General features: G+C 74.1%; 12 protein-coding genes. 8 read left to right on the forward strand and 4 right to left on the reverse strand.

All coding sequences use genetic code 11. The features are described from left to right. Window positions 1-60: 60 nt before the first annotated feature. Window positions 61-1353: an MFS transporter gene (locus tag WFH32_RS15660; RefSeq protein WP_191794866.1), complete on the forward strand. Its 1293-nt coding sequence runs from the start codon at window positions 61-63 to the stop codon at window positions 1351-1353. A 28-nt stretch (window positions 1354-1381) separates the two neighbouring features. After that, a complete protein-coding gene (locus WFH32_RS15665) occupies window positions 1382-2221 on the forward strand; it encodes an aldo/keto reductase (protein ID WP_336708241.1) in 840 nt (279 codons plus the stop codon). Window positions 2222-2339: 118 nt separating this feature from the next. Here the strand turns inward: WFH32_RS15665 and WFH32_RS15670 are convergent, their stop codons facing one another. Next, complete coding sequence (locus WFH32_RS15670) at window positions 2340-2714, reverse strand: hypothetical protein (RefSeq protein WP_336708243.1); 375 nt, start codon at window positions 2712-2714, stop codon at window positions 2340-2342. A gap of 155 nt (window positions 2715-2869) precedes the next feature. Continuing rightward, window positions 2870-4246 (reverse strand): MFS transporter, encoded by a 1377-nt coding sequence (locus WFH32_RS15675; protein WP_336708245.1) that lies wholly within the window; start codon window positions 4244-4246, stop codon window positions 2870-2872. A gap of 66 nt (window positions 4247-4312) precedes the next feature. Here WFH32_RS15675 and WFH32_RS15680 point away from each other — a divergent pair, with 66 nt between their 5' ends. Further along, entirely contained in the window at window positions 4313-4699 is a 387-nt protein-coding gene (locus WFH32_RS15680) for a MerR family transcriptional regulator (RefSeq protein ID WP_191794874.1), read from the forward strand. 81 nt (window positions 4700-4780) lie between these two features. Here WFH32_RS15680 and WFH32_RS15685 read toward each other — a convergent pair whose 3' ends face one another. Further along, window positions 4781-6118: an NAD(P)/FAD-dependent oxidoreductase gene (locus WFH32_RS15685; RefSeq protein WP_336708247.1), complete on the reverse strand. Its 1338-nt coding sequence runs from the start codon at window positions 6116-6118 to the stop codon at window positions 4781-4783. Between the two features lie 190 nt (window positions 6119-6308). On the opposite strand from WFH32_RS15685, the gene WFH32_RS15690 reads away from it, so the two are divergent. The 5 genes from WFH32_RS15690 to WFH32_RS15710 all read left to right on the forward strand — a co-directional run bounded on the left by WFH32_RS15690 (window position 6309) and on the right by WFH32_RS15710 (window position 10703). Beyond that, window positions 6309-6791, forward strand: a complete 483-nt coding sequence (locus WFH32_RS15690; RefSeq protein WP_191794879.1) for an Lrp/AsnC family transcriptional regulator — start codon at window positions 6309-6311, stop codon at window positions 6789-6791. 142 nt (window positions 6792-6933) lie between these two features. After that, complete coding sequence (locus WFH32_RS15695; protein ID WP_336708248.1) at window positions 6934-7770, forward strand: CPBP family intramembrane glutamic endopeptidase; 837 nt, start codon at window positions 6934-6936, stop codon at window positions 7768-7770. A 128-nt stretch (window positions 7771-7898) separates the two neighbouring features. Continuing rightward, on the forward strand, window positions 7899-9011 hold the full coding sequence (locus WFH32_RS15700; RefSeq protein WP_191794883.1) for a sensor histidine kinase: 1113 nt from the start codon (window positions 7899-7901) through the stop codon (window positions 9009-9011). After that, window positions 9008-9673 carry a response regulator gene (locus WFH32_RS15705; protein WP_191794885.1) on the forward strand — a complete coding sequence of 222 codons (666 nt, stop codon included), beginning with the start codon at window positions 9008-9010 and terminating at the stop codon, window positions 9671-9673. Before WFH32_RS15700 ends, WFH32_RS15705 begins: the two co-directional genes overlap by 4 nt. Before the next feature lie 94 nt (window positions 9674-9767). Then, entirely contained in the window at window positions 9768-10703 is a 936-nt protein-coding gene (locus WFH32_RS15710; protein ID WP_336708250.1) for a hypothetical protein, read from the forward strand. Between the two features lie 168 nt (window positions 10704-10871). Here WFH32_RS15710 and WFH32_RS15715 read toward each other — a convergent pair whose 3' ends face one another. Beyond that, window positions 10872-11873, reverse strand: coding sequence for an NAD-dependent epimerase/dehydratase family protein (locus WFH32_RS15715; protein ID WP_336708251.1), 1002 nt, complete (start codon window positions 11871-11873; stop codon window positions 10872-10874). Window positions 11874-11984 lie beyond the last annotated feature (111 nt).

Consider the following 11984-nt stretch of genomic DNA (forward strand, 5'->3'; position numbering starts at 1 on the left):
GCGCCGGTTGTTGCACACACGCCGATGCGCGAGGTGCCAGACACAGACAAGGAGCAGCGCATGCCGCTGGGTCTTCTCGCCCTCGCCGTCGGGGGCTTCGGGATCGGGCTCACCGAGTTCGTCATCATGGGTCTCCTGCCGGAGATCGCAGGAGAGTTCGGCGTGACCGAGGCCGTCGCCGGCTACCTCATCTCGGGCTACGCGCTCGCGGTGGCGGTCGGAGCCATCGGCCTCACGGCCGCCGTGATCCGCCTCGACCGCAAGACGGTCCTCGGCAGCCTCATGATCCTGTTCATCGCCGGGAACCTGCTCTCGGCCCTCGCCCCCACCTACGAGCTGCTCCTCGGCGGGCGCATCCTCGCGGCCCTGTGCCACGGTGCGTTCTTCGGGATCGGCGCGGTCGTCGCGGCCGACATGGTCGCCCCGGCCAAGCGCGCGGGCGCCATCGCGACGATGTTCGCAGGCCTCACGACCGCCAACGTCCTGGGCGTACCGTTCGGCACGTTCCTCGGTCAGCAGTACGGCTGGCGCTCGACGTTCTGGGCCATCACCGTCATCGGCGTCGTCGCGCTCGTCGGGATCGTCCTGCTCGTGCCGTCCACGCGCCGGGCGTCCGGCGCGCACGGCGCTGCGGCAGCCCCCGGTGACGCAGCCCGCTCGGCCACCGCACACGGCGACCCCGCTCGCCCGGCGGGAGCGGCGCCGTCGGGCACGCCGTCCCTGCGGACCGAGCTCGCGGCCTTCCGCAACCCGCAGGTCTGGTGGTCGATCCTCGTGACCGTGCTCGGGTTCGGCGGCATGTTCGGCGCGTTCACCTACATCGCCTTCACGGTCACCGAGGTCGGCTCGTTCGCGACCACGAGCGTGCCGTGGCTGCTCGTGCTGTTCGGCGCGGGGCTGTTCGTCGGCAACTACCTGGGCGGCAAGGCCGCCGACCGGCGCCTGACCACGAGCCTGCTCGTGCTCCTCGGCGCGCTGACCGTGGTCCTCGCGGTCTTCGCGCTCACCGCGACGAGCCAGGTCATGACCCTGGTCTCGCTGTTCCTCATGGGGGCGTTCGGGTTCGCGACCGTGCCCGGCCTCCAGATGCGCATCATGGGCCACGCCCAGGCCGCCCCCACCATGGCGTCGGGCGCCAACATCGCCGCGTTCAACGTGGGCAACGCGCTCGGCGCGTGGATCGGCGGCCTGACCATCGCGGCCGGGCTCGGCTTCACCTCGCCCCTGTGGGCGGGCGCCGCGCTCACGCTGCTCGCGGTCGTGGCGCTCGGCGTCGCGACGCTCCAGGAGCGTCGGACCGCCGGCACGCCTGCCGAGGCGCCCGTGCCGCCTGTGCCCGTCACGGCGCACTGACCCACCCACCACCCGAAGGAGAACCCTCATGACCAGCACCACCACCGTCCCCGCGGTCGCTCTGCGCGGCGGGACGAGCATCCCGCAGCTCGGCTTCGGCGTCTTCCAGGTGCCCGACGGCGAGACCGCCCAGGCCGTCTCGCTCGCCCTGGACGCGGGCTACCGCAGCATCGACACGGCCGCCGTCTACGGCAACGAGAAGGGGGTCGGCGCGGGCATCGCCGCGTCGGGCCTGCCGCGCGACGAGGTGTTCGTGACGAGCAAGCTGTGGATCGACGCGATGGCGCGCGAGGCCGTGCGCCCCGCGTTCGAGCAGAGCCTCGAGCGGCTCGGGCTCGACCGCCTCGACCTGTACCTGATCCACTGGCCCGTGCCCGGGGCGGGCCGCTTCGTCGAGGCGTGGGAGGAGCTCGTCGTGCTGCGCGAGGCGGGGCTGGTCCGCGAGATCGGCGTCTCGAACTTCACGGCCGAGCACCTCGACGCGGTCGTCGCGGCCACGGGCGTGACACCGGCCGTGAACCAGGTCGAGCTGCACCCGGCGTTCTCGCAGCGGGCGCTGCGGGCGCACCACCGCGAGCTCGGGATCGTGACCGAGGCGTGGAGCCCGCTGGGCCAGGGGACCGTGCTGGGTGACCCGGTCCTCTCCGCGATCGCCGATGCGCACGGCGTGACCCCGGCGCAGGTCGTGCTCCGGTGGCACCTGCAGGCCGGGACCGTCGCGATCCCCAAGTCCGTGACCCCCGAGCGCATCGCGTCGAACCTCGACGTGCTGGGCTTCGAGCTGTCGGCCGAGCAGGTCGCGGCGATCGACGGGCTCGACCGCGCCGACGGGCGCATCGGGCCGGACCCGGAGAAGTTCGAGGGCTGACCCGCTTGTCTGGCGGCACCTGCCGCCGAGAAGTGAGTAGATGCCCCTGATCCTTGGGGATCAGGGGCATCTACTCACTTCTCGCCGGGCCTGGGCTCGGCGGGCTGGGCTCGGCGGGTCAGGAGCAGAGGTCGATCGCTTCGGTCGCGCCCTCGCGTACCTCGAAGACCTCCTCGTGTCCCTGGTCGTCGGTGAAGGTCGCGCGGTCACCCTCGACGAGCAGCCACCCCTCCTGGGAGGGGTTGTCCCATCCGCGGGGAGGGTTGCCGCCGCCGGTGTCGAGCGGACCGTCGACCCGCTGGTACCGGAGGCCTTCGTGCACGAGCTCGTCGATGCCGCAGTGGGTCGTGAGCTCGAAGGGAACGGCCCCAGGGTCGGGCTCGTACACCGCTCCGGCGCATCCGCCGACGAGCAGCAGCCCGACGAGCAGCGGCCCGGCGAGGGCGAGCGGCGAGCCTGCGCGGAGCGGACGTGCTGGTCGGCGGTGCGGCATGGGTCCCCCTGGGAGTGTGACGGTGTCACCCTGACTCTGTCCTGACGCCCCGGTTGCTTGCACCGCGAGATCGGGGTCGTTGCCGCCATACCGGGCGATCCAGCGACAACGAGCCCGATCTCGACGGTCGACGGTCGACGGTCGACGGTCGCCGCTCAGGCGCGGGCCGACCCGCGCTTCCCGACCGACCGCACATCACGCGGTGCCGCCGGGAACGCGTGCCGCCGCGCCCCGACCACGATCCCCACGACGGGCACCGCGAGCGCGAGCGTCGCCCACGGCAGCGCACCCGAACCGCCCGCGCCCAGCACCACGCCACCCACGATCCCGCCGAGCGCGAGCGCCCCGTTCCACGAGGTGACGAACGCGGACTGTGCGACGTCGGCCGCGGGACCTGCGGCTCGCGCGAGCGCCGTTTGGAACAGGGTCCCGCTGCCGCCGAACGCGAAGCCCAGCGCGGCGACCGCGGCGTAGACAGCGACGGGCGAGGCCGCTGCGACGGCCAGCGTCAGGCCCGCGACCCCCAGCAGGGTCGAGGCGAGGATCGTCATGATGCGCAGGTGCGTGTCGATCAGGGCGCCGATCACGACGAGGCTCGCGAACGACGTCGCCCCCAGCACCGCGAGGAGCACGCCAGTCTGCGCGCCGAGCCCGACGTCCTCGAGGAACACCGCGACGTACGTCGAGAAGACGTTGTAGGCGAGGACGGTCAGGCCCGTCACGAGCACGACGGGCGCGACGCCGGGCAGCCGCAGCGCCCGCCCGATCGGCACCTGCGTCCCGCGCGGCTCGCCCGGGAAGTCCCGCACGCCCCAGCGAACCCACGCCGCCAGCCCGAGGCTGAGGATCGTCATGGCGCCGAACGCCCAGCGCCACCCGACGGTCGCGCCCAGCGCGGTCCCCGCCGGGACGCCGAGGGCCAGCGCGAGCGGGGCGCCGCCCATCGCGATCGCGAGCGCCCGCCCGGCCTGCTCCGGAGCGGCGAGACGACGCGCGTACCCGGCGAGCAGGGCCCAGGTCAGCCCGGCGACGAGCCCCGCCGCGAAGCGGGCGCCGAGCGTGAGGGCGTAGCTCGACGAGACTGCCGTCACGGTGTTCGCGACCGCGAACCCTGCGATCGTCGTGAGCAGCAGGCGGCGCCGGGGCCAGCGGGCCGTGGCGCGGCTGAGCGGGATCGCGGCGACGATCGCCCCGATCGCGAAGACCGTGACGGTCTGCCCGGCGGCGCTCGCGGAGACCCCGAGGTCGCCGCTGAGCGCGGGCAGCACGCCCGCGGGCAGCACCTCGGTGAGGAGCGTGACGAACCCGGTCGCGGCCAGGGCGAGCAGCGGCAGCAGGGGAAAGCGCGTGCCCGACGGCGGAGCGTCCGTGGTGGCGCCGGTCCGGTCGGGGGGAGTGGTCGTCGGGGGCGCAGGCGGCGCTGTGGAGGTCGCGGACCCCGCAGGCGCGGCGGGCGCTGCGGACGAAGCGGGCGCTGTGGCCGTCGGGGGAGCGTCGGTCGACGGCTCCGTCGGAGCGGTGCAGGTGGTCATAGGGTTAGCATGAATGTCTGACATGGGTGTGAAGGTCAAGCCCGACCCGCGAGAGGGGTGCATCACATGCGCATCGGCGAGCTGTCCCGCCGCACCGGCACGGCCACGCGCCTGCTGCGGTACTACGAGGAGCAGGGGCTCCTGACCCCGCAGCGCGAGGAGAACGGCTACCGCGAGTACGGCGAGCACCTCGTCGACCGAGTGCTCCAGATCCGGGGCCTGCTCGAGGTCGGGTTCCCGACGCGGATCATCGCCGAGCTGCTGCCGTGCCTCAACCAGCCGCGCGAGATCCACCTGCACAACGCCTACCCGGACAAGATCGCGCTGCTCGAGACCGAGCTGGCCCGGATGACCGAGCGCATCGGCACCCTCACGAGGAACCGCGACGCGATCGCCGACTACCTGGAACGCATCCGGGTCGACGCGGCACCGGCCGCTCTCGCCGAGACGTGAGCAGATGCCCCCTGATCCGCGCGATTCAGGGGGCATCCGGTCACGTGTCGGCGGCTTTGCGGCCGGGTGGCCGTACCCGCCTCACCGCAGCGGGTCGAAGCTCCTGATCTCCGGCGGCACGGTCCCGCTCATGATCTGCTCGGCGAGCAGCCGCCCGGTCGCGGGCCCGAGCACGATGCCCCACATGCCGTGCCCGCCCGCGACGTACACGCCGGGAGCCCGGGTCGCGCCGACGAGCGGCAGCCCGTCGGGGGTCACTGGCCGAGAACCGACCCACTCGTCGTGCCGGTCGTCGAGGTCGACGCCCTGGAACAGGTCGCGCACGGACGCGAGGATCGCGTCGATGCGCCGCGGCTGGAACGGCTCGTCGGGGCCGCGGAACTCCATGGTCCCCGCGATGCGGAACCGCCCCTGGTAGGGCGTGCACGCGACGCGGCGCGACGGCAGGTAGATCGGCTGCTCGACGGGCACGTCGGTCTTGACGGTGAACGAGTAGCCGCGCCCGGCCTGGACGAGCGTCCGCACCCCGAGCGGCTTCGCAAGCCCGGGCAGCCACGCGCCGGTCGCGAGGACCGCGACGTCGGCGACCACGGGCTCCTGCCCGTCGACGAGCACCTGCACGCCGCGCCCCTCCTGGGCGCGCAGGCCCGTGACGGCCGCGCCGGTCAGGATGCGTCCGCCGCGCGCGCGGACCGCGTCACCCAGCGCGCCGACGAACGGTCCGGGCTCGATGAACCGCTGGCCCTCCAGCGCGTAGACGGCGCGCACGCGGTCGGTGAGCTGTGCAGGCCGCCCGACGGCGTCGCGCACCTCGGGCGCTCGACCGTCGCCCGGGTGCGACGCGCCGGAGGGGCGAGCGGCGCCGTCGGGCCGGTCGATGCGGCGCAGCGGGACCACCTGCCCCGCGGCTTCGACCTGGGCGATCTCGTGGAGGAACGGCGCGGCCTGCCTCTCGTCCTCGAAGCCGATGACGAACGGTCCGGGGGTCGAGCGGGCCGCGACGCCGTGCGCGGCGAGCTCGTCGAACGCGTCGAGCGCGAGCCGGTCGATCGGGGTGAGCGCGGCCATCGCGCGGTCCCACGCGCGCTGGGTCGCGTGGGTCGCGAACCGGGCGAGGAAGGACCACAGGCGCGGGTCGAGCCGGGCCGGGACGTGCAGGGGCGCGGTCGGGTCGAGCAGCGCCTTGGGGGCGTAGGTCCACAGCGTCGGGTCGGCCAGGGGCATGGCCATGCCGGGCGTGAGCCAGCCGGCGTTGCCCCACGAGGAACCTGCGGCGACCCCCTCGCGGTCGAGGACCGTGACCTCGACGCCGCGGCGCTGCAGGTGCCAGGCGGTCGCGAGACCCACCATGCCTGCGCCGACGACGACCGCGGTGCGGGGGGCGGGGGAACCAGGGGTGGTGCGTGACGGGGTGGTCATCGGGGGCTCCTTTGCCCTGAGACGTTGTCGACCCGGCCTCGAGGATGCTGAGGCCGGGTCGTGGGAGACGGGTTGCGCCTCACCCCCATGGTGGAGGGATCTTCGGTAGGGTTCAAGCAGGCTGACATGTTCTTCGTGAGAAGGGTGCCTGGCCGAACGATCTTCTCCAGGATGACGAGAGTGGGGGACCATGCCGAACGATCTTCGGGCCGGGTCGACGCAGGTCCAGGCGGCCGTGCTCGACGAGACCGACCGCCGCATCCTCGCCGTCCTCGACGCCGACGCGCGGGCCACCAACAAGGCCGTCGCGGAGGCCGTCGGGATCGCGCCGTCGACGTGCCACACGCGCATCCGCTCGCTCCAGGAGCGCGGTGTCATCCAGGGCTTCCGCACCGAGATCGACCCGGCGGCCATGGGCCGGAGCCTCCAGGCGCTCATCGCGGTGCGCCTGCACTCGCACGCCCGGTCGGGCCTCACGGCGTTCCGCGACTACCTCGCAGGGCTGCCCAACGTCGAGGGCATCTACTTCGTGACGGGCGACCGGGACTTCATGGTGCACGTCGCGGTGCGCGACTCGACCGTGCTGCGGGACCTCGTCGCGAGCACGCTCAGCGTCCGCCCCGAGGTCGCGGGCACGAGCACGACACTGATCTTCGACTACCTGCGGCCGTGACCCCCGGCCCGCGTGGAGCGTGGCCCAGGCACCGCGCGCGCTCTGACACGGTGCGGCCTCGCTTCCCGGCAGGGCGCGGGGGTGCCGGATAAGTTGGCGTCGGGTGCGGCACGTCGGTCGGGCCCGTCACGAACGGAGCGTCATGTCCTCACGTGCCGAGCTCTCGTCCCGGTGGCGCGTCGCGCCCACGGTCCCCGTCGCGGCGGTCGTGTTCGTCGTCTACTGCGTGGTCGTGATCGGCCTGATGCGGATCTCGGGCGTCGGGTACGAGGACTTCTTCGACACCGCCGGGTCCACGATGCGCTCGGTGGTCCTGCCGCTGGCGGCCGGGGCGGTCTGGCTCGTGGCCTTCCTCGCCTGGGCACGCTGGGACCACGTCTTCCGGGACGCGCGCCGGCTGCCGACGGGCTGGTTCCTGTGGACCCTGCCGGCCGTCATGGTCCTTGTCGCCGTGCTGCACCTCGCGGGGCTCGACTGGTCGCTGTTCGCTCCCGAGCACCTGCTCGCGGTCCTCCTGGCGAGCCTGCTGGTCGGCTTCACCGAGGAGACCCTGTTCCGCGGCGTCGTCCTGCGCGCGATGCGTCAGGGCGACCGCTCCGAGGGCATGGCGATCCTCTGGACGACGCTGTGGTTCGGAGGGTTCCACCTCACCAACCTGCTGCTGAACGAGCCGGGCGCCGTCATCCAGATCTTCTTCGCGGCACTCACCGGGACAGGTCTGTACCTCGCACGGCGCGGGACGGGGACGATCATCGCGGCCATGGCGCTGCACGCCCTGTGGGACTTCTCCTCGTTCCTGGCCGGGGTCCACCCGTCCGACGCCGGCGCCACGTTCGCCGCGAACTTCTTCATCCCGGTCGTCTACGTCCTCGCCGCCGTGACTCTCGTCGTTCTGGTCGTGCGCGAGCGCACGCGGCCCGCGCACGAGGCGATCACGCCGGTCTCCGTGGCATCGCCGAGCCCGGGAGCGCCGTCCTGACCACAGCAGCGTCGCCCGCGCCGCCGCCCGGCGACCGGTCGCGGCGCGCTGCGGAGCGCGCGGGCACGACGGCGACGGCCGGCCGCTCGGCCCAGGGCGAGATCGCGACGTTCGCCTTCGCGGCGGGCGTGGGTGCGCTCTTCCTCGCCTTCGCCGTGGCGGAGTCGCCCGACGCCCCGGCCTTGCGCTGGCTCGCGGACGCCGCTGCGGGTGTCGCCGCGTTGGCGCTCCTGAGGCTTCGTCGTGCGCGGCCGGTGCTCGTCGCGGTCCTGCTCGTCGTCGCCGCGGCGTTCTGCTCGTCGGCGCTGGGAGCCATGTTCGTCGCGGTGGCCTCGCTGGCCACGTGGCGGCGGTGGTGGCCCGTCGCGGGCGTCGGGGCCCTGTTCGTGGCGGGCATCCTGGTCGACGAGCTGTCGGGGGACGCCACGCAGCAGTGGTGGACGCGGGTCCTCGTCGCGGTCGCGGTGTACGCGACCTGCGTCGGGCTCGGTGCGTACCAGGGGAACAGGCGGGAGCTCGTCGAGGCGCTGAGCGAGCGAGCCCGGGCTGCCGAGCGGGAGCAGGCGGCGCGCGTCGAGCAGGCGAAGGTCGCCGAGCGCACGCGCATCGCGCGCGAGATGCACGACGTCCTGGCGCACCGGATCTCGCTGGTCGCGATGAACGCGGGCGTGCTCGCGTTCCGTCCCGACCTCCCCGCGGACCAGGTCGCCGAGGCGGCAGGTGTGGTCCGGGACAACGCGAACCTCGCGCTGGTCGAGCTCCGGCAGGTCCTGGGGGTCCTCCGGTCGTCCGACGCCGACCAGGGCACGCCCGTCCCCGACCGTCCCCAGCCGACGCTGGCCGACGTGGACGATCTGGCTCGCGAGGCCGTCGACGCCGGCACACCGGTGCGCGTCGAGGTCGCCGCCGCGACGCGGGAGCACCTGCCCGGGCTGCCGGGGCAGCTGAGCAGGGACGGGTACCGGATCGTGCAGGAAGCACTCACCAACGCGCGCAAGCACGCGGCCGGAGCGCAGGTCGTCGTCCGGGTCGACGGCGCACCGGGCGGGCTGCTGACGGTCGAGGTGCTCAACGCCCCGGGAAGCGCACGCACACCGCACCAGATCGAGGGAGGACGCATGGGACTCGTCGGGATCGCCGAACGAGCACGGCTGGCCGGGGGCCGGCTCGAGCACGGCCCGGACAGGCACGGAGGCTACGTGCTGCGGACCGTGCTGCCCTGGCCCGAGGAGGACTCGTGACGACTCCCGAGGTACCGATCCGCGTCCTCCTGGTCGACGACGAGCAGCTGGTCCGGGCCGGTCTGCGCATGATGCTCGGCGCGGACCCCGGCATGGACGTCGTGGGCGAGGCGGACGACGGAGCACAGGCCCTGCGGCTCGTCGGGGAGACGTCGCCGCAGGTCGTCCTGATGGACATCCGGATGCCGCGCATGGACGGCCTGGAGGCGCTGCGGCGACTACGGGCAACCCACCCGGACCTTGCCGTGATCATGCTGACCACGTTCGACACCGACGACATGGTCCTCACCGCGCTGCGCGACGGGGCCACGGGCTTCCTCCTGAAGAACACCGCACCGCCCGACCTGCTCGCGGCGGTCCGGGCCGTCTCGGCCGGTCGGCCGATCCTCTCTCCGTCGGTCACGGCCCAGCTCATCGCCGCGGTGTCGCAGCGCGCGGACCGTGGCGCGGTCACGGACGCACGCGAGCGCCTGGCGACCCTCACGGAGCGCGAGGCGGAGGTCGCGCAGGCGGTCGCGCGTGGACTGTCCAACGCGGGCATCGCGGCCGAGCTCTTCATGAGCATCGGGACGGTCAAGTCCCACATCGGGCACCTGTTCGACAAGCTCGGGGTCGACAACCGGGTGCAGATCGCCCTCATGGTCCGCGACGCCGCCGACTGAGGTCGCAGTCCCGAACCGGACACCGACCAAAGTCGGGCGTCCCGGTCGACGCCGGGTCGATCCGCTGGAAGCGGCAGAGCGGGACGCTGGAGACATGTCCTCGACAGACGCCCCCCGCCCCCACACGTTCCGCACCGCCGTCGCCCGCACCCTGCAGGTCGGCGCGCTCGCGCTCGCCGTCACCGCCACGCTGCCGCTGGTTGCACAGACCGCCCACGCCGAGACGGCGCCGGGCGAACCGACGTGCCAGGACGTCGGTGCTGCCGACCTCGGACGTGGTGACGACGGGCGGGTGGAGATCGGCACGACGGGCCTCGTGCTCGTCCTCCACCGCTCCGTGGTGTCGGTCGAGGGGGACGGGCCGGACGTCCGCAGCCTCACGGTCGTCACGGCCGAGGGGCGAGAGCTGCCGGGCTGGGGGGTCGGGGCGGACGCGCACGACGAGCTGAACGCGCCGACCTACGACCACGTGAGGGTCTGCTGGGAGGCTCCGGTCACCGAGCAGGTCGAGGTTCCCGAGACCACGCCGACGACGGTGCCGACGACGCAGGTCGACCCTCCCACCACGACCCCGTGGACGGACCTGGAGGAGCCCACCACGACCCCGTGGACGCAGATCGCCGGGCGACCCGGGACCACCCCGACGGCGACCGTCCCTACGAAGGGGTCGACGATCCTCGAGCCGACCGACGAGCCGACCACCCTCGTGGACCGGAAGCCCACGACGCCCGCCACCACGCAGGAGCCGACGACCCCCGCGACGCCGCTCGTCCAGCCCGAGATCCCCGGAGACGTGGCCGAGGTCGCCGACGGCACGCCGGCCCCGGCCGCGACCACCCAGCAGGCCGCCGCGCAGGCCGAGGCGGTCACCCAGGCCGAGGCACCCACCGAACGGCTCGTCCAGACCGGCGCCGAGACCATGCCGCTGGTCGTGGCGAGCACGTCACTGGTGGTCCTCGGCGGTGTGCTCCTGCACCTCGCGAGCCCGACGCGGCGGCGCGCCGCACGTCGGCGCAGCGCGCGGCGGTAGCACCGCCCCAGAGACTCGTGCCGGGGCGAGCGTGACGTCGAGGCCGCGCACGCTCCGGCACGACCGACCACCGCCACGGACAAGCCGTCGGGAGTGCACCGGGGGACACCCCGGCACGTCCCGACGACGGGTCCGTGGTCGCCCCCAGGGGGAGGGGGGGACGGGCCGTCAGCCCGCGAGCGCCCGCGCCTCCTTGTCCGGGTCGAGACCCACCCGGGGGCGGTCGGCGCGCTGGGGAGCGGCGCCGTCGGGCAGGGTCTCCAGCCAGGCCCAGGTGTCCGCGACCGTCTCCTCGACGGGCCGGTTGCGCAGGCCCGCCTCGACCGCGCGCGACACGTCGCCGCGGTGCAGGGTGTCGTGCAGCTCGCCCGGGGGGAGCCAGACGGGGAGCTCGGTCCAGGGCGCGATGCCCGCGGCCTCGATCAGCTCGGGCGTGGTCCAGCGCAGCTCGGCGTCCGAGCCGGTCGCGGCCACGCACGCGTCGAGCAGCTCGCCCATGGTCGCGTGCCCGCTGGGGCTCACGACGTTGAACGGCCCGCTCAGGCCCTGCTCGGTCGCGTCGAGCACGAACGCGGCGAGGTCGCGCGCGTCGACGTACTGCAGGGGCAGCGCGCTGGGCCCGGGCGCGAGCACGGGGCCGCCGCGGGCGATCCGCTGCAACCACCAGGGCAGGCGCCCGACGTTCTCCCGCGGCCCCAGGATCAGTCCCGCCCGGGCGAGGACCGCGCGGTGCCCGAACGCGTCCTCGACGGCCAGCTCGCCGCCGCGCTTGGCGCGCGCGTAGTCGACGTCGGCGCCGTCGTCGGGCGACGCGTCCACGAGGGGAGCACCCTCGCCTGCGCCTGCCTCGGTCGGGTAGGTGTACACCGACCGGCTCGACACGTACACGTAGCGGCCCACGCGGTCGGAGAGCAGGTGCGCGGCGTCGCGCACCGCGCTCGGGGCCCCGGACCACGTGTCGACCGCGACGTCCCACTCGCCGTCGGCGAGGGCGTCCAGGCCCCCGACGGCGGTGCGGTCGCCGTGCCGGACCCGCACCCCGTGCGGGGCCTCGTGCGTGCCCCGGTGGAACGTCGTGATGTCCCGGCCGCGGGCCAGGGCGTCGTCGACGACCGCCCGGCCCACGAACTCGGTCCCGCCCAGCACCAGCAACCGTGTCCCGTCCGTCATACCCACGACTCTGCCCGCTGCGGGCGTGGTGCGAAAGCGCACGCCGCACAGGGCACGGGCCCGGGCGCGTGCGATAGTGACCCGGCCGCTCGTCCAGCGGGCGCTCGCAGG

Source organism: Oerskovia sp. USHLN155, assembly GCF_037145535.1.
Classification (GTDB): Bacteria; Actinomycetota; Actinomycetes; order Actinomycetales; family Cellulomonadaceae; genus Oerskovia; species Oerskovia rustica.